This window comes from Ekhidna sp. (assembly GCF_965227465.1).
Lineage (GTDB): Bacteria > Bacteroidota > Bacteroidia > Cytophagales > Cyclobacteriaceae > Ekhidna.
On sequence record NZ_OZ245746.1, the window covers coordinates 1,171,637 to 1,192,779 of the forward strand.

General features: G+C 40.9%; 23 protein-coding genes and 2 tRNA genes. 5 read left to right on the forward strand and 20 right to left on the reverse strand.

Translation table 11 applies throughout. The features are described from left to right. From ACO05G_RS05185 to ACO05G_RS05220, 8 genes are all read right to left on the reverse strand, one after another. Positions 1-423 (reverse strand): hypothetical protein, encoded by a 423-nt coding sequence (locus tag ACO05G_RS05185; RefSeq protein WP_421765002.1) that lies wholly within the window; start codon positions 421-423, stop codon positions 1-3. Between the two features lie 25 nt (positions 424-448). After that, positions 449-769, reverse strand: a complete 321-nt coding sequence (locus ACO05G_RS05190) for a potassium channel family protein (RefSeq protein WP_348282797.1) — start codon at positions 767-769, stop codon at positions 449-451. A gap of 21 nt (positions 770-790) precedes the next feature. Continuing rightward, positions 791-1,927 carry a M23 family metallopeptidase gene (locus tag ACO05G_RS05195; protein ID WP_421765003.1) on the reverse strand — a complete coding sequence of 379 codons (1,137 nt, stop codon included), beginning with the start codon at positions 1,925-1,927 and terminating at the stop codon, positions 791-793. Between the two features lie 42 nt (positions 1,928-1,969). Continuing rightward, entirely contained in the window at positions 1,970-3,271 is a 1,302-nt protein-coding gene (locus tag ACO05G_RS05200) for a toxin-antitoxin system YwqK family antitoxin (protein ID WP_421765004.1), read from the reverse strand. 69 nt (positions 3,272-3,340) lie between these two features. Then, complete coding sequence (locus tag ACO05G_RS05205; protein ID WP_421765005.1) at positions 3,341-4,519, reverse strand: acetyl-CoA C-acyltransferase; 1,179 nt, start codon at positions 4,517-4,519, stop codon at positions 3,341-3,343. 687 nt (positions 4,520-5,206) lie between these two features. Then, positions 5,207-6,013: a hypothetical protein gene (locus ACO05G_RS05210; RefSeq protein ID WP_421765006.1), complete on the reverse strand. Its 807-nt coding sequence runs from the start codon at positions 6,011-6,013 to the stop codon at positions 5,207-5,209. Beyond that, positions 6,010-6,978, reverse strand: a complete 969-nt coding sequence (locus ACO05G_RS05215) for a vWA domain-containing protein (protein ID WP_421765007.1) — start codon at positions 6,976-6,978, stop codon at positions 6,010-6,012. The genes ACO05G_RS05210 and ACO05G_RS05215 overlap by 4 nt, the downstream gene beginning before the upstream one ends. A gap of 112 nt (positions 6,979-7,090) precedes the next feature. Next, positions 7,091-7,828: a toxin-antitoxin system YwqK family antitoxin gene (locus tag ACO05G_RS05220; protein ID WP_421765008.1), complete on the reverse strand. Its 738-nt coding sequence runs from the start codon at positions 7,826-7,828 to the stop codon at positions 7,091-7,093. A 172-nt stretch (positions 7,829-8,000) separates the two neighbouring features. Here ACO05G_RS05220 and ACO05G_RS05225 point away from each other — a divergent pair. After that, positions 8,001-8,087: transfer RNA gene (locus ACO05G_RS05225), tRNA-Ser, on the forward strand. A gap of 10 nt (positions 8,088-8,097) precedes the next feature. Beyond that, positions 8,098-8,171, forward strand: a tRNA-Arg gene (locus ACO05G_RS05230). Between the two features lie 564 nt (positions 8,172-8,735). Here the strand turns inward: ACO05G_RS05230 and ACO05G_RS05235 are convergent. After that, the gene (locus tag ACO05G_RS05235; protein WP_421765009.1) at positions 8,736-9,194 is read right to left on the reverse strand and encodes a RidA family protein; all 459 of its coding nucleotides are present in this window, start codon (positions 9,192-9,194) and stop codon (positions 8,736-8,738) included. Between the two features lie 68 nt (positions 9,195-9,262). Here ACO05G_RS05235 and ACO05G_RS05240 point away from each other — a divergent pair, with 68 nt between their 5' ends. Then, on the forward strand, positions 9,263-9,607 hold the full coding sequence (locus tag ACO05G_RS05240; RefSeq protein ID WP_421765010.1) for a 5-carboxymethyl-2-hydroxymuconate Delta-isomerase: 345 nt from the start codon (positions 9,263-9,265) through the stop codon (positions 9,605-9,607). A gap of 13 nt (positions 9,608-9,620) precedes the next feature. Here ACO05G_RS05240 and ACO05G_RS05245 read toward each other — a convergent pair whose 3' ends face one another. The 9 genes from ACO05G_RS05245 to ACO05G_RS05285 all read right to left on the reverse strand — a co-directional run bounded on the left by ACO05G_RS05245 (position 9,621) and on the right by ACO05G_RS05285 (position 16,500). Continuing rightward, positions 9,621-10,736, reverse strand: coding sequence for an adenylate/guanylate cyclase domain-containing protein (locus ACO05G_RS05245; RefSeq protein ID WP_421765011.1), 1,116 nt, complete (start codon positions 10,734-10,736; stop codon positions 9,621-9,623). A 28-nt stretch (positions 10,737-10,764) separates the two neighbouring features. Then, complete coding sequence (locus tag ACO05G_RS05250; RefSeq protein WP_421765012.1) at positions 10,765-11,859, reverse strand: type 1 glutamine amidotransferase domain-containing protein; 1,095 nt, start codon at positions 11,857-11,859, stop codon at positions 10,765-10,767. Positions 11,860-11,977: 118 nt separating this feature from the next. Then, positions 11,978-12,604, reverse strand: a complete 627-nt coding sequence (locus ACO05G_RS05255) for an alpha-ketoglutarate-dependent dioxygenase AlkB family protein (protein ID WP_421765013.1) — start codon at positions 12,602-12,604, stop codon at positions 11,978-11,980. Between the two features lie 52 nt (positions 12,605-12,656). Then, the gene (locus ACO05G_RS05260) at positions 12,657-13,238 is read right to left on the reverse strand and encodes a type 1 glutamine amidotransferase family protein (protein WP_421765014.1); all 582 of its coding nucleotides are present in this window, start codon (positions 13,236-13,238) and stop codon (positions 12,657-12,659) included. A 262-nt stretch (positions 13,239-13,500) separates the two neighbouring features. Beyond that, entirely contained in the window at positions 13,501-13,797 is a 297-nt protein-coding gene (locus tag ACO05G_RS05265; protein WP_421765015.1) for a DUF1330 domain-containing protein, read from the reverse strand. 27 nt (positions 13,798-13,824) lie between these two features. Then, positions 13,825-14,793 carry a cyclase family protein gene (locus tag ACO05G_RS05270; protein ID WP_421765016.1) on the reverse strand — a complete coding sequence of 323 codons (969 nt, stop codon included), beginning with the start codon at positions 14,791-14,793 and terminating at the stop codon, positions 13,825-13,827. Between the two features lie 60 nt (positions 14,794-14,853). After that, the gene (locus ACO05G_RS05275; RefSeq protein WP_421765017.1) at positions 14,854-15,441 is read right to left on the reverse strand and encodes a Crp/Fnr family transcriptional regulator; all 588 of its coding nucleotides are present in this window, start codon (positions 15,439-15,441) and stop codon (positions 14,854-14,856) included. Between the two features lie 41 nt (positions 15,442-15,482). Beyond that, the gene (locus tag ACO05G_RS05280; RefSeq protein WP_421765018.1) at positions 15,483-16,088 is read right to left on the reverse strand and encodes a DUF2867 domain-containing protein; all 606 of its coding nucleotides are present in this window, start codon (positions 16,086-16,088) and stop codon (positions 15,483-15,485) included. A 31-nt stretch (positions 16,089-16,119) separates the two neighbouring features. After that, positions 16,120-16,500 carry a hypothetical protein gene (locus ACO05G_RS05285; protein ID WP_421765019.1) on the reverse strand — a complete coding sequence of 127 codons (381 nt, stop codon included), beginning with the start codon at positions 16,498-16,500 and terminating at the stop codon, positions 16,120-16,122. A gap of 140 nt (positions 16,501-16,640) precedes the next feature. Here ACO05G_RS05285 and ACO05G_RS05290 point away from each other — a divergent pair, with 140 nt between their 5' ends. After that, the gene (locus tag ACO05G_RS05290; protein WP_348282818.1) at positions 16,641-17,204 is read left to right on the forward strand and encodes a hypothetical protein; all 564 of its coding nucleotides are present in this window, start codon (positions 16,641-16,643) and stop codon (positions 17,202-17,204) included. Positions 17,205-17,271: 67 nt separating this feature from the next. Here the strand turns inward: ACO05G_RS05290 and ACO05G_RS05295 are convergent, their stop codons facing one another. Then, positions 17,272-17,427 carry a hypothetical protein gene (locus tag ACO05G_RS05295; protein ID WP_348282819.1) on the reverse strand — a complete coding sequence of 52 codons (156 nt, stop codon included), beginning with the start codon at positions 17,425-17,427 and terminating at the stop codon, positions 17,272-17,274. Positions 17,428-17,556: 129 nt separating this feature from the next. Then, the gene (locus ACO05G_RS05300) at positions 17,557-18,852 is read right to left on the reverse strand and encodes an amidohydrolase (protein ID WP_421765020.1); all 1,296 of its coding nucleotides are present in this window, start codon (positions 18,850-18,852) and stop codon (positions 17,557-17,559) included. Positions 18,853-18,969: 117 nt separating this feature from the next. On the opposite strand from ACO05G_RS05300, the gene ACO05G_RS05305 reads away from it, so the two are divergent. Continuing rightward, entirely contained in the window at positions 18,970-21,114 is a 2,145-nt protein-coding gene (locus tag ACO05G_RS05305; protein WP_421765021.1) for a TonB-dependent receptor, read from the forward strand. Positions 21,115-21,143: the final 29 nt, after the last annotated feature.

Genomic DNA, 21,143 nt, shown 5'->3' on the forward strand with positions numbered 1-21,143 from the left:
TTATTGTCTATTAAATACGGCTGTAAATTGACAGCCAGGAGAATCTTCATCAGTGAAGGTTATTGAAAAAGTATTCTCACCAGAAAACGAATAAGGGTCCTGAGAATCACAATTTGTTTCTCCTGTTTCACATATCGTTACAGTAGTTTCAGTTGCTGTGATGGTTCCGGTTTCTGGAGATTGACTACCAGATTCAAGAAGTGAGTAAGTGCCATTAGCAGTGATTGTGATTTCAAAACAAAAAGGATCGCAGTTAAGCGTACCGTTCTCTTCGGGATCATTACAGCCAGCAGCAGTTATATTACTCGACTGCCAGGTTCCTACAAATTGAGCGAGAAAATCAGCATCACCATCTTTATCATCTCCACAGTTTACCAGAGTGATAGATGCGCTAAGAAGAAGTAGTATTAAAAATTGTTTCATGTTACTAAAGATATACGATTAAAAATTAATTTTTTTTTGGTCTCCTTTTCCGGATCGATTTGCTGTAATGAAGGTATAAGGTGTTAATGAAGGACAAAATGATACCAACGCCAAATATGATATAAACAACAGTAAAAATTTTCCCCCAGTCGGTTTGAGGGGCAAAATCACCAAAACCAATGGTGGTAAGCGTAATGAATGAAAAGTAGAAAGCGTCAAGGTAGCTCCATCCCTCTAATTCGTGATATGCAATCGTCCCAATTATCAAAATAGTAACCCCGGTTAATAATAAGTCCCTATACTCTTTGTCAGCAAGGAAGGACTTGATGGTTCGAAAGAAAATCATTCGATCAATTTAATAATTCTATTAGAATTTGCTCAATACTCGCTTATCAATAAATCCTGTTTGTCCCTTCTTATCAGTCACCCGAATGTAGTTGTGGTTAATTGCTTTGATCGCTATTGATTCACCTTGCTCTAAGGTATCAAGGTTAGTTGATCTTTCGTTCATTTGTGTTTTTAAAATGAGCTGATCTGCCAACAGAATTTCCTTACCCAAATTGACTGTGTCGGGCACAAATATCGATGGTCTATTATACTCAGGAACGATGAATGCATATGGGTCTATAGGGCCGTTTCGATATATGCCGAAATGAAGATGTGGCGGTGTATAACGCGCATTCCCAGTATTTCCAACCGTGCCTATGGTATCTCCCGGATTTACGATTTGATATTTTTTTACTTTTTGCTCTTCTAAGTGAGCGAAATAAAGATTGTTACCCCTTTCTCTATCGTACAACCAAACTACCTTTCCGCCGAGCCCTCTGGTTCCTACAAATCGTACTTCTGCCTTTATAGGAGCTAGGATAGGAGTGTGTCTTTTGGCGAAAATATCCACTCCATGATGTTCACGTTTCCCACCATCTCGGGGATCTCCAAATACACTTTGAATTGCTCGCTTGTCTTTTCCTAAAACCGGGAAAGCAAGTGTAGGAACATTCTCAATGGTGATTTTGAAATGCCCACCTCGTAAAAGTTCGGGTTGTAATCTTAATAGGTACGAAGCGTTTTTTCGTGGTTCAAAACCCAGATCAAGTGTACTGTCAGCGGAGGCCACTTGTTTAAATTCTTTCAGTGAGTCATTTTCAATTCTAAATAGGTCTACAAATACTTTGGCAGTATCTTTTGTGATTAAATCGATATCGACAAGAATTTTTTGTCCTCTCTTCACATCAAACCGATATCCGATTGCTTCCGGTTTCAGTTCTGATAACACAAAAGCTTCCTGGTAGGGAAGTTTTATCTGGATTTGTTGGTCGAAAGGTTTTTCCGCAGCGAGCATCCACTCTTTTCCAAGCGCTGTGGTCAGAAGGTTAGCTTGCTTCAGCGAATTCCAATAGGCGTGATGATCGTTTCGAGGATAAAACCGCTCAGGAACTTTTTCTTCTGTGCAGGAGAAAAGTATTAGAACAAAAAGGAGGGTGGCGACAAATTTTTGGATCATTGTACTTATTACGAAGAATAAGCCAGTCCTGTTGGGGTACAGCTAGTTTTCATCCAAACGTTCACCGTGCTTGTAGGTGACCTTCTCTACTTCGTTCCCTTTTTTATCAAAGTAAGTCCAGATTCCATGTCGACGGTTTCTCACATACTGCCCTGTGTACGCTTTTTCGCCATTTTTATGGAAGGAGGTATAGGTTCCTTGAAGTTTATTTAGCTCATAGTTCGATAATAACTTGATTTTATCATTGGGATAGAATTCCTGGTAAGTACCATACTTGTTTCCAAAGCGATATTCAGTAGTTGTTTGCTTCACGCCTTTATCGAACGCTTCCTGTATTCCATGGAGTTTGCCTTTATCATATCTTTCAATGGCAATTAGGTTTCCTTTATCATCCCAAGCCTTCCAGGTGCCGGCAGGTAATTCATTGACTAGCTCTTTTTGCGCAATGAGTTTTCCTTTCTCATTATATTCTTTGATAGTGGCATTTAAGCCGCTGTTGGAAAAACTGGATGAAAGTCGGATGTTTCCATTTGAGTGATAATCTATGCTTTTACCAATCCGATATCCATCTTTGTATTTGTATTCACTTTTGATATCACCATTGTCAAAATAAACCAGATAATCTCCTTGTAAAGCACCTTCAGCATAATCTCCTACGGCTTTTATTTGTCCATTCTCATGGTACATTTTAACAGACCCACTTCGGTCTCCTCTTTTATTGATCACTTTCATTTCAAGTTTCCCTGAGGGGTAATACGTTTGATAATTCCCATCAAGTAAACCATTGCGATACTCAGCTTCTAACTTAATTACACCATTTTTATAGTACTTTTTCGTGATGCCGTTTGGTTTTCCATTGAGGTAATTCACCTCTTCTTCTATGCTTCCATCTGGATAGTAGGTATAAACCGGTCCGTCAGGTTTTCCTTTTTTGAAAGTAGTCGTACCCTTGAGTCTGCCTGTTTCATCAAACAGTTTTACCTCCCCAACTAGAGTGTCATTTTTGAAAGTGGCCTCTTGTATTAAATCTCCTGAAGATGAAAAAACCTGAGTTAGTCCCTCTCTTAAATCGTTTTTGTAAATGGTTTGTCTTTGGATACTGCCATCCGGATAGTAGTTGTAGAAAATTCCGTCCTTTGACCCGGACTCAAAGTTACCTTTGACGATGATGTTTCCACTTGCGTCGTACATGAGGTATTCACCATCAACTAATGAGCTGTCTCCTTTGAGGATGTTGTATTCCTCTTTGAGTTGACCTTGCTCATATTGCGTCCTGATTTTGGTTTGGCTAAAACAGACAAGTGCCAGAAAGAATAATAAAAGTGTAGTTGTGATTCTCTTCATGGTGATAAAAAAAGCCCTACGTTTTAACGTAAGGCTAATTTACAAATTGTATATATCAGAATAAATTTTCTAGACCTTCTCAATCACAATGGCAGAAGCACCGCCACCACCATTGCATATACCGGCACAGCCTATTTTACCACCTTTTTTATTAAGGACATTAATCAATGTAGTGATGATTCTGGCACCAGAAGTTCCAAGTGGATGCCCCATAGCAACTGCACCACCAAATACGTTTAGTTTTTCTGCATCTAATCCAAGCTTTTCCTGATTGGCAATTGCTACCGCTGAGAATGCTTCGTTTACTTCCCAGAAGTCCACATCACCTTGAGAAACTCCCGCATGATCCAACGCTTTTGGGATGGCCAGTGAAGGAGCAGTAGTAAACCAAAGTGGCTCCTGAGCTGCATCACCAAACCCTTTGATCTTAGCGATTAAAGTAAGTCCAAGTTCTTCAGCTTTCTCTTTGCTAACTAAAACCAGCGCGGAAGCACCATCATTAATTGTTGATGCGTTTGCAGCTGTCACAGTTCCTTCTTTATTAAATACGGGTCTAAGGCCAGGGATTTTATCAAAGTTTACATTTCTAAATTCCTCATCTTCGTCCATTACTATGGGATCACCTTTCCGCTGAGGAATTTCCACAGGAACGATCTCATCTTTGAAATCGCCAGCTTCGGTAGAAGCAGCTACTTTCTTGTAAGAGTTGATCGCATACTCATCCTGAGCTTCTCTGGAGATATTCATTTCCTTTGCTGTGTTATCAGCACAGTTCCCCATCGGGAATTCGTTGTAAACTTCCCAGAGTCCGTCATGCATCAAACCATCGACCATTTGACCATGACCATACTTATAACCAAATCGAGCCTTTGGTATGTAATAAGGAACATTTGACATGCTCTCCATTCCACCGGCCACCACAACATCGTTGATCCCTAACATAATGGACTGAGCACCTAGCATAACAGATTTCATTCCTGATGAGCAGACTTTATTAACGGTGGTACATGGAACATTATGTCCAATACCTGCGCCAATTGCGGCTTGTCTTGCAGGAGCTTGTCCCAAATTAGCAGATAAGACATTCCCCATGAAAACCTCATTTACCTGGTCAGCAGCGACTCCTGATTTTTCCAATGCACCTTTGATGGCAAACGTGCCTAATTGAGTGGCTGAGAAACCGGAAAGTTTTCCACCGAAACTTCCAATAGGTGTACGAACTGCTGAGGCTATATAGACTTCTTTCATTTACTAGAGAATTTTAATGTTGTAAGATTAGAATCAATAAAAAGTCCCGATCCCGATAACTATCGGGATTCGGGACGCAAAGATCGTAAATGGTGGTGATGTTTCAAACTGATTACAATCAGGCTTTAGTAAAACCCCAGAGTGAAATAGGAATTCCTATAAAAAGAGAGCACAAATGTCATAATGAGTTTATCGAAGTATCTTACACTCACTCAGAGTCACTTAAGGTCCGGATAGTGGGGAGGGAAAGGACTCTGAGTAACAATCGGGTAGGTTTGTATATTTGATCATGCCTACTCATGAAAGTATCTGCGCGAGTGAAAGAAATGAGATAATCTGACGCAGATTCTTCACTTCGTTTAGAATGACATTCTTGTAATGAATCCTCAAAAAGGATCATTCCCCCTTATAAAGGGGGGTAGGTGGGTAGGGGGTTGTTGTCTCACTGAGTTTATCAAAATATCTAAGGAGTAGGATAAAAGGTGATCTGATTGTGAAGATCCTTCACTTCGTTCAGGATAACATTCTAGTGGTGATCCCCCCTAACAAAAGGGAGTACAGTTGTCAACTGAGTTTATCGACGCATCTGAGAGACTTTAATCAAAAAGCGCAGGTGTCATACTGAGCCTGTCGAAGTATCTGTGCGTGGGTAGGTGAAGGGTGACAATAAAATATGAAAAGCAATACTTACCAATCAGGCTTCCCGCTCGGAGGTCTTTTTGTCGCTTTCCGTTTCTGATGCTGGAGGTATTTGATCTCACTTTGCCTCATGGCTTCCAATAGCTGCCTGGCTTTCTCTTGGCTTATGCCCATCTCCTCCAACTTTTCTTTGGTCATTTGCTCCTTAGATTTTTCTTGCTCCTGCTCTTCCTCTTCACCCTCTTTTTGTTCTTGCTCTTTTTGCTCCTGCTCTTTCTGCTCATCAGATTTTTCCTGCTCACCATCCTTGTTTTCTTGGTTTTCCTCTTCTCCGTCCTTTTTCTGATCTTGATTTTGTTGTTCCTGTTCGTCCTCTCCGTCTTTATTTTCCTGATCTTGATTTTCTTGCTGCTGCTCTTGTTCTTTTTGCTCCTCAAGCAATTTTTTGACTACCTCATAGTTATATCGGGCATCTTGATTGGTTGGATCTGCTTTAATAGCTGATTTGAGTAGCTGAAGTGACTCATCCAGCTTACCAGCATCTTTACTCATCACACCGAGTTGCTGCAATGCAACCGATTTAAGCTTATTATTCTCAGCTGTCGCCAGTTGATTGTACCTGTTTTTTGCTCCTGCGGTATCACTCAAGTGGTAGTGGGCGTGAGCCAGGTTCAATTTTATGGCAGGATCATCCACTCCAAGTGAGTCGCTCAATATGGTGTACTTTGAAAGGGCTAGCTCATAATCTTTAGCCAGGAATGCTGCCTCAGCCTCCTTTTTCAAAGAATTGATTTTTGCAATCTCTTTAGGATCGTTAATAAAAACAGCTAATATGATGATTAAAAAAGTCCTCATAGTTTGATCAATTTCACACTGAATAATACATCTAACACCATAAGCAACAATGCAAGTCCAAGAAAGTAGAAATACCTGTTTTGAGTAGCGTCTACTTGTTTTGCATCACGAGTTTCGCCTTCTACGCTGTTAATCGCATTTATCAAACGTGCAACATCGTTTCTTGATTCATTTATTTCAAAATATTCTCCTCCGGTATTTTCTGCCAGGTCCTCCAACGATGAAGAATTCAGTTGAGAAACTACCTCATTTCCGTTATTGTCTTTTTTATAACCATTCCTAATAGGGATTTTGCTTCCTCGCTTTGTGCCAACACCCAGGGTGAAAAGCGTGATACCTTCAGACTCTAGTTCTTCAGCTATTTCGTTGGTATTATCCCCAAAGTCTTCGCCATCGCTGATAAGAATGGTAATCTTCGATTTTGAACGGGTGAGAACCGTGTCGTCTGCAATGAGTTTTTCGGTGGCCATTTCGAGTGGAGGACCAAAGTCGGTTCCAAAATTTGGAACCATGCCTGTATTTAAAGTTTGAATGAAAAGGTTCAACGCATTATTATCATAGGTAAGCGGACATTGCATGTATGCTTCACTGCTAAACATGATCAAACCAATTCGGTCAGAATTGAAAGCCTCTACGATATTCTTTAGCTCGAACTTCACCTTTTCCAATCTGGAGGGCTGCACATCATTGGCGTTCATTGATTGGCTCAGGTCTACGCAGATGAAGATGTCCTTACCTACCGTTTTGATTTCTCTGGAGGTATCCCCAAAGCTAGGACCTAGAAGTGATATGATGATAAGTCCAAAGTAGGCTGTCCGGAGGATGGTTTTTATGATCACTCTGCGAGCAGGTAGTCCAAGTCTTCTGGTCGTACTGATGACTCTCCAAAGAAAGCTTAGGTAGAAAAGGACAAATATTGCCGCTAATACAATCTCAAAAGTACTCAGGGAATTTACCCACTTCATTCAGCAGTCTGTTTTAAAATTTTAGTTTGACGGCAAAACTAACAGATCGTTTGAATGCCGCGCAATTGATTTTTATGGATTAACAAAATTTAAGGATAAGCGCAATCGGAGATCAATACAAACGCTCTTTTAAAATAATTGGATTGCCCTGCTTGCTTTCGCATGCACAGATGATGTCCTGGTATTTGAGGTAGCTAGGGGTATGGATTTGTGTGTCCACGTAGTACTTATCTTCTTCAGCTAGCAATAATCTCACGTTCTCGTCCAGTGGATTAAAAAATTGATCGTCTATCAGTTTACCAATGTAGAACGTTTGATCATCACATGGGAGGGAGGTGTCCAACCAAATGATAGAGCCCTTCTTTTCAGAGGTGATTTTCGGTTTATCATTTTTGGTACCATCCATTAAGTACTCAACAGTTCCAATGCCCGGATGCCCGTAACCGTAATTTATTTCGGCTTTCAATTGGCCGGTCGAGTAGTATAACTTACGAATGCCATGGAGTTTATCATCCTTATATGAGGTAGAGGCATATAACTTGCCTGTTTTGTAATACTTTTCTGAAACGCCTTCTCTTTTTCCTTTCAGATAAGGCATTGCCAGTAGCACCGTTTCTCCATCATCATGATAGAGGTAGGAGGTACCATGTTTTATTCCATTATCGTAATTGACGATGGTCTTTAGTTTTTTATTTTTGGTGTACTGCCGGATTTCACCGTCACGGATTTTTGGTTTTTCCAGCTCAACCACTGGTTCATCTTTAACAAGCTCAAATAATTCGAGGTAGGCAGAGCTCATTCCAATAATACTAATGATCACTAAAGCGATTAAAATCTGTGTTTTGTTCATTCACCAAATATTTAATTCAGGAAATTACTAAAGAATTGAATGAAGGAAATGGATTTTTGACGGTAACTTTTATATTTGCACTCCTTTTCCGAGGGAACCTTGTCAAAGAGGTCGTTTTGGAAAGGGATTTTAGTCAGAATACTGACTAAAAAAGTGCATTAGCTAATGCCACGGAGAGGTGGGTGAGTGGCTGAAACCACATGTTTGCTAAACATGCGTGCGAGAAATCGTACCGGGGGTTCGAATCCCCCTCTCTCCGCAAACAAAATGGTTGCGTAGCTCAACTGGATAGAGCAGCTGCCTTCTAAGCAGCAGGTTCGGGGTTCGAGTCCCTGCGCAATCACAACTAAGACCTTGACTTAACAGTCAGGGTTTTTTTGTTTAGGAACTTGGAGAATTTTCTAAAATGGAATAGTTGCGTAGCTCTCCCGATGGCTATAGGGAGGATAGAGCAGCTGCCTTCTAAGCAGCAGGTTCGGGCCGGGTGGACGTTCCCATTCGAGTCTCTAGCGAAATCGCTTCAAAACCCGCCATGGTGGGTTTTTTTGGTTATGAAATAGGCGAGAAGCCTGTCCCGCACTTGATGCGGGAAGTCCCTGCACAATCACAACTAAGACCTTGACTTAACAGTCAAGGTTTTTTTGTTTAGGAACTTGTAGAATTTTCTAAAATGAAATGGTTGCGTAGCTCTCCCGATGGCTATCGGGAGGATAGAGCAGCTGCCTTAAACCTAAGCAGCAGGTTCGGGCCGGGTGGGCGTTCCCATTCGAGTCCCTAGCGAAATCACTTCAAAACCCGCCATGGTGGGTTTTTTGGTTTATGAAATAGGCGAGAAGCCTGTCCCGCACTTGATGCGGGAAGTCCCTGCGCCAATCACTTAACCCCGCGAGTAGCGGGGTTTTTTGTTTTAATTTTTTAAAGTGAAGCTGGCTGTAAGTCCAACGCAGAAATTACGTGGCAACCTCTCTACTCCAAAAATGGCCCGTGAGTGCTGGCCTTTTTCTCCCAGAACATTCACAAATAAATCTGAAGCACCATTCACTACTTTTGGAGCATCATCCCATCCCTCGACAGATTGGTAGTAGGCATCAAAATGATTGAGCCCTTCAATAGCATCAAAGCCAATTTTGGAGTCGATTTGTGCAATCACATTTAGCGCAGATAATCCCATTGCATCATACCCTTCATCAGTTGAAACGTTTTCACCTAATCTTCCTAAGTAAAAAAACTCCTCATTTGAAATTGGAAACTGGATCGCAACGTATGCGATCATGCCTCTCTTATTTACAGAAATATAATTTCCCCCAGGAATCGTCACTTCAGGTAGTTCAAGACCTAAAGCATTAACTTTTTCTTTTATATTCATTCTAATTGATTTGATAATCTGAACTCTTCCTGTTCTTGAAGTGGTTGATAATAAAATCATAAACTGTTATGCCCCACTTTATCATTCACACAAGTGCTAACACGATCCGACAAGATGACGAACAAGCCATTTTACAGTCCGTTCACGACCAGGCGGTATCAAGTGGATTATTTGATGAAAATGACATCAAAGTCCGTTTGGTTCCATTTGAGAAATCATTGGTGGCCGGAAAAACAGATAATGACTTTGTTCATGTCTTTGCTTACATCATGGGTGGGAGATCCACAGCTCAGAAAAGCAAACTCTCTGAAGCGATTGTTAAAAAACTCGATGAGCTCTTTAATGTCGAGAACATTGCCATGAATGTGTATGATTTTGAGCCGGAGACATACTTTCATCGAAAAATGATTTGAAGAAGAGAACTACTCAGCCCATTTCAACTGCAACAATATTTGTAGATTGAGATTTTCCTTTGAGTTTGATTGCACCAAGATCACGTGTTGTAATTTCTTGAGGGAGCTGATCTTTAAGTTCCTCTGAAATAATCAGTGACGCATCATGCTCGTTGCATAGGGCTTGTATCCTGGCTGTTGTGTTTAGTACATCACCGCTAAAAACAATCTCCTTTTTAAGTGCTCCTATTTCTCCAGTTGTCACTGCCCCGAGATGCATTCCGGCTTTAAATTCTGGAGAAATGCCAAAATTCTGATGAAATAGATTTCGCGTTTTATTCATACTACTTGCAATTTCTTTGAAGCATTCAATGCAGTGATTCTTATTTAAACCTTGCTCTTGCTTCCATGAAACGACTACTTCATCTCCAATGTATTGATATACTTCGCCCAGATGATTGATGATTGGATCTGTCATTACATCATAGTATTGTTGAAGAAAATTGAAGTAATTAATGTGCCCCAGCTTCTCAGCAATAGCAGTTGAGTGCTTCATGTCCAGAAACATAAATATCCGCTCTTCCACTCGAGGCTTATGATACTTTCCTGTAAAGAAATTGAACATCACCTGATGACCCAGATTTTCGCTAATAGCAGCATACAAAAGGCTTATCGCCAGGTGGAATGAAATTTGAAACATTGTATTGATGAACACAATACTTTGGAAAAACTGTAGGGTCTTTTTCCAAATCTGCTGATTCAGGATTGATGTGTTAAGCTCAATTGCAGATGCGATGGGAAAGAATAATGCCTGAATCACAAGCATGAGCAACAGATAAATTAAGAATTTGTATCCTACTTTTCTTTTAAAACTGTGGTGTCGAAATCGCTTTTCAAGAATCACAAGCTCGATTAACCCAACCAATAGACCAACAGAGGTCACAGCCAAACTTGCAAAAATGAAAACTGGTATTGTTAGACTAACCGCAGAATCAGGGTTGAGGTTTTGATTGCCCGTTGCTAGTGTTTCAGCTAATAAAAATACCCAACCGGTCACCAGCCAGATGATTCCAAATGGAATGATGCGGCTGATGTTGCGTTTTTGTTTTGGGCTGAGCACGGTGATTGAATTCAGGTGTTGAACAGCCACTAAATTAACGTATTAAGCCATTCTCAAACTATTCGATTGTTTTTGCATAAGCCAAAAGACGAATAAGATCAATGGTGGTTCCGAATTCCCATTGCATGGTTGAAACAATGCTGTGTACTGCCAGAAGCTCTCTGTGGATAGGAGTACCTTCACTCAAGTTTTGCTCTAACAGCAGTTTAGCCTGATCATACCCTGACTGTGCATACAAATTTAGAATAGCCACCGAGTTTTCTTCAGCGGTGATAGGTCTTGGTTTGGGATTATGCCCCATCGCTTTAATCATGGATTCAGCGAGCGCCCAGGTGGACCATGGGTTCTGGCCCGTGATCAGCTTCCCATCAGTTGCGACATTTTCGAGGTATAAGTAACCCTCTTGAAAAGAGGCTCCTGATTCAATCAGTTTATTCTGCAGCATGAATGGAAATATTTCTGGTGCATCGGGAATAAGGAAAAGCTCTTCTTCATTGGTAAAACTACTGACGGTCTTGTTTGCCAATAATGCTTTCCCATCACTTAGGGTAACATTGACCAATGCCGCCGGACCGTGACACACAGCACCAACTACTTTGTCATTTTCAAAGAGTTCTCTTACAAGCTTTTTAATTGTAGCATTGTCAGGGAAATCATACATGGCTCCCTTTCCACCTACAAAATAAACAGCTTCATAATCCGAAGGGTTTATATTAGCTAAGGCAAGGGTATTGTTGACTTTGTATTGTGCGTCGGGATCATTCATGAACGCATAATCATACCTGCCAACATCGTCATCATCTATGACTACCGGAGGTTGACCACCAAGAGGACTAGCCACCTCCACCTCAAATCCATTGGCTACAAACACATAGTATGCTCTTGAAAGCTCTGTGAGTTCATAACCAGTAGATTTACCACTGGTACCCATTTCAGCGGTGCTGGTTACTACTGCTAGTATTTTGCCCCGATATTCAACTGAGTCATTTGTCAGGTAAGTGAGGTCAGAAGGAACTGTTTTAGTGATGCCTTCATACATTGGTTTATCGGCAACTATTAACCCCATAAACCAATAGCCAAATACGGTCAATGATAGGACTAGAATGACAATGGTGATTGCGGACCATTTAATGATCTTTTTTGTTCTGGACATGACATGTTTTTAGTGATCTGAATTGGTTTACGACTGAAGAGGGATGTCGTGGACTAAAAGTTACACGTTGGAAGCTATCGCTCCTTAGATACTAATACGAAGAGGAGATTTACAAACATTAATAATTGATTATCAATCTTTCCTCCATCTGACGGAAGGTCAAGTTCACTCTGGGTTGATTCACCTTTTTTGTAGGTGGGAGCCGATGGAGCCAATGGGTTTGAGTGGTGCCTTTCATTACCAACAGGCTGCCATTCTCCAATAGCAGGTCGATGCGTTCCTTGGTTTGCTTATGCTTAAAAGAAAACTTACGTTCAGCACCAAAACTTAATGAAGCAATTGCTCCGTTTTTCTTTAGTTCAGTCTCACCATCACTATGCCAGGCCATGCCTTCATCTCCGGAATGATACAAATTCAATAGGCAAGAGTTGTATGTCTCACCGGAATGCTTTTCAGCGAGCGCTTTGATAGACTGGAGCTCTTCCGTCCATGGGAGTGCCACTTTCGTGGTGCCGGAATAACGATAAGGAAAGGGCTTTTCCGCATACCATGCTACCTTCCGTTTGGTCACAATCGTCTTACCGAAAATGACAGCTTGATCGGGCTGCCAGTCTATGGTAGTAAGAAGAATTTCAAATAATCGGTCAGCTTCCAGCAGCTCAAAGATTTTGCCGTAATAATTGACCGTACCATCATGGGGCAACCAGTTTTTAGAAGGATCTGCTTCCCGTTCGAATAGCACCATAAACCCTTTTGTGATTATTGTTTTCGTTCGATGATGTGAATGTTATTGCCATCTACTCTTCCCAAATTCCATGTTTATACAATTGATACCACTTGTTTAGCTCTTCTTCATTGTATAGCTCCATCATTTTGAGGACTTCCCTGGTGAATTCAATTGGAGCGATTCCGTTTGCGGTTATCAGTTTCTTATCGGAAACTGAAAGGGAAGCCTGGTAGTGAATTTCACCAGCATAATTAGGAGCTATAGCTTTTAGGTAGTTCAAGTCATTGCTTGTATGCATAGTTTCGTTCAACAATCCTAACTGACCAAGGAATGTGGTGGCAGCACAGATGGCAGCAATTGGCTTATCTAAATCTGCAACCTTTCTGGTAAGTGGCTCCATTTCATTATTTAGTCCCTTTTCCCAATGTGTGCCTCCCGGAAGTACCAACAGATCAATATTGTCAGGGTTGATATTTTTAAGTGCTTCATCCGGAACTACTGTAAGCCCTCCCATACTTTTGATTGGCTTATCATCTTTTGAGAAGAAGATCAAATCTGCCAATTCGTTCCGATTGATTTCAGGAGTTAGATATGCAATTTCCCAGTCTGAAAAACCATCAAATAGGAAGGTATATATTTTTGCTTTTTTCATTTTTAGCTGTATTAGGAAATTTTGTAATGGGTTTTTTTATTGTCAGTTTCCATCACAATAAAATTAAGCTAATTCAAAAAGTTCATCGATCGGCTTACGCACCTTTTTCCGTGCCTTAGTCTCATCTTTCTCCGAGCGAAAACCTACAGGTGCAATACTGAAAATGAGAGAAGAAGCAAAGTTGGATTATTCATCGTCATAATGTTTTGATGTTGATTTAAATAGCGAATGGGACTCAAGGGAACCATTCGCTTTATAACTATCAGACTGGAAGTCCTTCCATGATCACTCCGGTAGACGTGGTAGCTGACAGGCGAAGAGCCTTCAGATCTTTGTACTCGTTTGAGTCGTACCAGTTTTCCGCCATTTCAAAACTTGGAAACTGAATCATGACCAGGTAACTGGGTGTTACCGATCCCTCAACCACTCTTGTTTTACCACCCAGTACCACGTACTTTCCCTTGTGTTTTTCCACCACTTCAGCCACTTGGCTTTTGTAGGTTTCTAAATCCTCAGGACTGGTTACCGTGAGGTTGTCAAATAATATGTAAGCTGACATATGTTTGTTGTTTAATTTTTTTAAGAATTATTTGGATATAGGTAGGGCAATGGGACGCATTGGAGAACCGCTTGCACCTTTCAGTTTCAGTGAAGCTGCGATGAATGCAAACTCGTATACCTCATCATTGGCAAGTTCCTCCAGGTACATCTGCTCGATGAACATCACACCCTTTTCAGCCAGTAGATAAGTGTGTACAGGTACCCAATTATCTGCTCGCTCAGGAGGAAATGCTTCAAAACTCAGGTTGTCTGCACCCAGAAGCATGATGCCCTGATCTTCGATGAGCCACTTTACCGCATCAAGGCTGATACCCGGATAGTTGTCGAGATAGTGATTGGCATCCTGATAAAACTCGGCCTGACCTGTGCGGATAACGACAACATCGCCAGGCTCCAACCCAACTCGCTGTTTTTTAAGTGCATCCTGAAGATCTTTGGCAGTAATCCGATAGTTGTTGGGAAGTGTCCCTTTGGATGATTTTACATCAATCATCACCCCACGAGCGATAATGGGAGGGATGGTCTCTGCTCCGGTTTTTTTCCACCCCTTGTCACCCAGATGTTCTTCCGGCGTAAATCCATTCCAGATTTCCCCATTCAGTCCAAAGTGGTTGAGCGCATCAATGTGTGTACCCATGTGCGTGTACATGGAGATAGCATCTCCTGTGTAACTCACCTTGCGGTTCATCGCTTCACCCATTCCATTCGGGTTGTCTACGATGGTTCCATGTGGGGTATGAGTTAGCCAATACTGATAGCCAGGATCTCCCAAGGCATGGAAGCTGGGCATGCCAACAAAGTAGTCAACACTTAGATCATAAGCCTTGCCCGAATTAATTTTTGAGAGTATCTGAAGCTGAGATGCTTCGGTCATTAAGTTCAGGGTGCCGATTTCATCTTCCGGTCCCCATGGACTTGTACCAACTACCTCTTTGTGCTGTGCCTTGACAGCCACGGTGAGAAGTAATAACATAGAAAAGGTTGTTGCTTTCATAGCTTTTAACTTTTTGATTACAAAGTTTCAAGCCAGCGAAAGCGAAAACATTAAGGTATCTTAAGAAAGGCTTTGATTACTCATTTTTTTTCGAATGGTGCTCAAATGTTCTGGAGTAATGCCTAAAAAAGAAGCGATCATGTATTGTGGGATTTGCTGTTCCATGTCACGGTATCGATTGACAAATTCACTGTAGCGCTGCTCAGCGCTATCACTCATGGATCGGATCGTTCGCTCCTGCAGGGCTACATAGCCATTTTGTGTTTTGATGCGAAAGAAGCGATCCATCATGGGTACTTCATCATATAGTTGATTGAGGCGATCCCGATGCACCTGAAACATAGTGCTATCAGTGATAGCCTGCATGAAAAACGTGGCGGGCGTTTCCGTGAGAAAGGCATATAGATCATTGATCCACCACCCAGAAATACCAAACTGAAGAATATGCTCCTGTCCATCTTCATCAACGGAATAAACCTTCATACACCCATCCGAAACAAAACGCATGTAATTGGATGGATCACCTTTTTGCAAAAGGTGCTCTTTTTTCTTCAGGTGTCGAGGCTTAAATGCATCGCAAATCAACTCCACTTCTTTCTCAGAAAGAGGAACAAGTTCTTTGACGTTCTTTATGAGTGTGTCGTGCATACTTCATTGAAGATCGATATCAAAAATACGATTTTGATCATTTACTTTTTCTGGCAATACCGCTCCCAACTTCTTTTTGCTGACTTCATCAGAGCAGGGTATACAATCCAATGACGGAACGGCTGGATCAATTTCATGTAGGCTTTTCCAAAAAGTCCCTTTGGTTTTACGTACACAGCCATATGAATGCCATAACCGCCAGCTATTTGCACTCTCCCAATATGTAAGGCAGCATGTACGGTCTTATTCTCAATTTCAGATAAATATTCATCCTCCAGTTGATAAACAGGTATAAAGTCTCCGGTACCTGGATCAGGCAGGTCTTTGAATTTCCGGTTTTCTGCCTTTGCATAGCGTTCTCTGATACTTCCGGGGAGTAAATGATCTATCTGCTGTTTTTCATCCCAATTGAAGATTTTTCCAAGAAAGAGTCTAAGACGAAATAGAAATCCTACTAGTCCTTTTTGTGTTACCTGTTCATTCGATTCCATGAACTGATTTAGAAACAGATCCAGGCTGTGCTCTTGTTTGAGCTTTACCGGCACACGCCAGACATCTTCAACATCAAAATCTTCTAGCAAAGAATGCACCCGCCATGGCTGTTCCAGATGGCTCTTTTCATTGATTTTGATTTGGTAGAGTGTCATGAAAGCTTATTGAGCGAATAAATATCAATTTTCATTGATAATCTTGTGTTAAAAATGATAGAGCCTCTTCCTTTGTCTCAAACCATTGAATATTCTTGTTTTTGGAGGCCTTCTCATCAATGAGTTTGTTAGCAATCATTTCCTTAAATATGAGCTCTCCAAACCCAACAGAAGCCCATTTCCACACATGGCTCTTTATTTCTTTATAATAGTAAGGGAAGTAGTCTAAAATTTCTTTGCTCAGCTTTACTCCAGAAATAATTTCAAGCACAGAGGCAGATGACTTTTCATATCCAGTGATGCAAGTGAGTGAGGCTTTCATGAGCTCAAACTCTAATTCATGTGGAATTACAGAATAGTCAATAACTACGATCTCTTTCCCACGGTATATTTCTGTATATAGGCCTTCCATAATCTCCCTCCTTATTAAAGATACCAAAATGGTAACTTAAAACAGTTTAGTTCTGCAATTGACTTACTGATAAGGGTCACCTTTTATAATTAGTGAGTATTAAGATTTGTCGTATCTTTTGCAGACCAAAACCGCTTAATATGTTAACAGAGTTTCAAAAAGAAAAAATCTCTCACTATTTCAGGGTCGTGCTGGATCAAGATAGAAACGGAGTTCTAGAGGAAAATGACTTTCGTGAAATAGGAGAATCTTTATGCATTCTATGGGTTTTTAAGCCTGGAACTGAAGAATACGAACGAGTAATTAATCGAAGTGTACAAAGTTGGAGGATGTTCCAAAAATATTTTGAAAAACAAGGGGGTCAGGCAAATGAGGAACAATTTCTCCGCTTTTATGATGCGATGCTTAAACCCGGGAATGATAAGTTTTACAGAAGCTGGGTAAAACACATGATCAGTTCCATTTTTGATTCCTTTGATGTGAATGAAGATGGAGTTATGTCTGTGGATGAGTATTCGGATATGTTTATGTGTTATCATATCCCTATAAAGCACTCAGCTAAAGCTTTTGTAAAGCTGGATCGCGATGGTGATGATTCCATTACCAAGGAAGAATTGATGGTTGCCGTTGATGAGTTTTTTAAGTCTAATGACGAATCGGCACCTGGTAATTGGCTGTTTGGATTCTGGGGAGATAAAGACTAAAAACAAAACCCCGCTTTTGAGCGGGGTTCACACACCTAATCCTATTTGAAACTTCAAGCTCTTATATCTAAGCCATCCTTAGCTGGTTCATATAGGTCTGACATTTTTCTTTAGATCCGATATATAAGATCTTCAGATTCTTTTTTACCATCCATTCTCCTGTTTCTGCTTTTGCTAATCTGAAATTATCCTTCTTGGCAAAAAATTTAAATAAGTAACCCATAGCTTAATTTTTTAATGAAATAATGATTCAAAGATGAATTTAAATAATACCATTAAATACTGGTATTGTACCATAATTAGCTATAAGCATTTTACTTATCAATTATAAATATTCAAATATTAAATAGGATTATTTGTTTGACATGTAATCCAATGTCAAACCCATCATGGCTTTCATCCCTAGCTTCATGCCTGCATCGTCCACATAAAAATCAGGAGTATGATGTCCCGCTACTTTTTTAGGATCTCGATCCGAAGGACAACCTCCTACGAAGAAGTACAGTCCAGGGATTTGTTCCTGAAAAAATGAGAAATCTTCCGCTCCGGTGATCGGTTTGATAATTTCTACATTCTCATTGCCTGCTGCTCTCATGAGTGTGGGAAGCATTTCGTCATACAATGTTGGCTCATTATAAGTAACAGGATACCCTTCATCAATCCACACTTCCACTTCTGCATTGTTTGATTCAGCGGTTTGTTGAGCAACCTCTCTGATCCGCTGAAGAATTTGGGTTCTCATGTCTGCATCCAATGTACGAATGGTGCCAAGCATGTATAGGTCTTCGGGAATAATGTTGTACCGAACACCGCCATGAATTGCACCTATGGTCAGAACGGCCGGCGCTTTGGTGAGCTGCATATTTCTACTGATGATCGATTGGAAGTTGTTGATCATTTGAGCCGCGGTGACGACCGGGTCAACTCCATCCCATGGGGCAGATCCATGCGCTTGTTTCCCCTTTATGTCAATTCTCATAGAATTTACAGCAGCCATAATACCTTCTGGGCGCACCTTTAATGTTCCTACAGGGGTCTGAGCATTAATGTGTAAGCCAAAAATTGCATCTACATCAGGATTTTTGAGCACGCCTTCTTTGACCATTAGTTCAGCTCCACCTTCTTCACCTTTCGGTGCTCCTTCTTCAGCGGGTTGAAAAATAAATTTTACTGTGCCGGGAACCTGATCTTTTATCTCATAAAGCATCTTGGCTACTCCTAAGAGTATACTAATGTGTGTATCATGACCACACGCATGCATTACCGGAACTTCCGCACCATTGTATTCAGCCACTTGCTTGGAAGCCCAAGGCAGCTCTACTCGTTCTTTTACAGGCAGTCCATCAATATCAGCACGTAAGCCAACAACTGGTCCGGGCTTGCCACCTTTGAGTATAGCCACAACGCCTGTTTTGGCAACTCCGGTTTGTGGCTCATAGCCAATTTCTTTTAAGATGGATGTGATTCGTTCAGCTGTCTTGAATTCACGGTTACTTAGTTCCGCATTCTCATGAAACCAATGGCGCCATTCGATCACGTCTTTTTCTGTTTGTGCAACCATCTTTTCAATCTGCTTATCAAATTTTTGAGCGGATAATGTGGTAGCTGTTAGGGCTACAATAATTAGTGTAAGTAAGGTTTTCTTCATTGTCTTAGGATTTTAGAATCCTTAAGATACAATTCATCTGTCTAATTCGACAGTTCGGTCATGCTAATTGGTAAGAGATAATGATAGCAGGGACTTTTGGGTCATAAATCATTTGATATGAAAGGACTACTCACAACTACTTTACTTTTTTTAACCTGCTTTTCATACGGACAAGTTACCATTTCCGGACAGGTGGCCGACAAGTCCGGAGAGCCTTTACTTGGGGTAAATGTTTATTTAAAAGGAACTTATGATGGTGCCACCACAGATATTAATGGTGAGTTTTCATTTGAAAGCTACGAGGTGGATAGCTTAATTCTGGTTGCATCTTACATCGGCTTTCATACATCTGAACTTCCGATTGAATCCAAAAGCCAAAAACTCAACTTCATACTGAAAGAGGAAATCAGTCACCTTAACGCGGTAGTCATCACTGCGGGATCTTTTAACGCATCTGATGAAAGCAAACGAGAGGTGTTAAAGCCATTAGATATTGTAACCACTGCAGGTGCTACAGCAGATATTCCCGGAGCACTTAATACTTTACCTGGCACGCAGACCGTGGGCGAGACCGGAAGGTTATTTGTACGTGGTGGGGATGGCAGGGAAACCAAAACCTTTATTGATGGGATGCTGGTCCATAATGAATACAGTCCCTCTGCACCAAATACACCAGGCAGAAGTCGATTTTCACCCTTTATGTTTAAAGGCACCAGTTTTTCAACTGGCGGATACTCTGCCGAATACGGCCAGGCTCTTTCATCTGCTTTGGTACTGAATTCAAAGGATGTTGCTGAAAATGACCGCACCGACATCTCATTGATGTCAGTCGGAGCTGATATATCTACTACTCAATCATTTGAAAATAGCTCTTTGGCGGGAAAGGTTCAGTACACAAACTTGACTCCATATTTTGCCCTGGTAAGTCAGAATCTAAGATGGAATAAAGCGCCTCAGGAGTATAATGGAAATTTTGCTTATCGCTGGAAGACAAGCAAGACAGGAATGCTCAAAGTATTCACCAATGTGAGTCAATCATCGATGGACCTGTACGAATCCGATATTAGAAATCCAGAGATTGACCTTCCTGTTGTAGTATCCAACGATTACCTTCATTTTAATACTTCCTATCGTGAATTACTCGATGATAAATGGGGGGTAAGAACAGGTATTTCTTTTACCAGGAGCAATGATTTTGCGTCGCTGGATCAATCCAGCATTGATCAAAACCTTAGCGGCTTTCATACGAAAGTCACTATGGACTATCAACACTCCGATCGCTTAGCATTAGTTGCCGGAGCAGAGGTGATCGGCAGAAGTTTATATCAAACATTGAACGATGGAGAATCATTTGATCAGGAATTTGATGAGCGTATTGGTGCCTCTTTTGTGGAAACGGAAATGTTTGCGTCCTCGGCACTTGCTTTTAAGGCTGGCGTTAGAGTTGAACACAATAACCTGAACGATAACATTGCATTGGATCCAAGGTTATCGGCTGCTTATAAAACTGGAGAGCATAGTCAGGTGTCTGTTGCTTATGGACAGTTTCGTCAAGCACCTGCCACACAGATCACACTTAGTGACAAGGCTTCCTTACATGAGAAAGCCACTCACTACATCGCCAATTATCAATGGCTAAATGAAGGCATGAGCTTCCGGGTTGAGGTTTATGAAAAGAAATACGATCAATTAGCGAAGTACACGAATATTTATGATCCAGGTACTTTTCAATTTACGGGAGGAGGATATGCCAGAGGACTTGATTTATTCTGGAGAGATTCTAAGACGGTAAAAAATCTGGATTACTGGGTTAGCTATTCATATCTGAATACAGAACGCGAGTACAAAGACTTTCCGGGTTCATATACTCCATCATTTGCCTCCAATCACAATTTTTCCGTGGTGACTAAGAAGTTCTTTGATAAGCTAAAAAGTCAGGTAGGCGTGACATACTCTTTCGCAAGTCCTCGGTCATACAATGACTTAAATAGTGAAGGGTTTTTGAATGGAAGAACTCCTGCGTACCATGACCTAAGTTTTAATATAAGCTATCTGTATAGTAGCCAGGTGATTATCCACGCGATGGTAAATAATGTCCTTGGTATCAATAACATATTCGGATATGAGTATGCAAATACTCCAAATGAAAATGGCGTGTATGCCAGCAGGCCAATTACGCCCGCTGCTAAGCGATTCATATTCTTGGGTGTGTTTATCACTTTATCTAAAAACAAAGGCATCAATCAGTTGCCAAACTTATAAATCAATATGACTTTAACATTTAAACAATT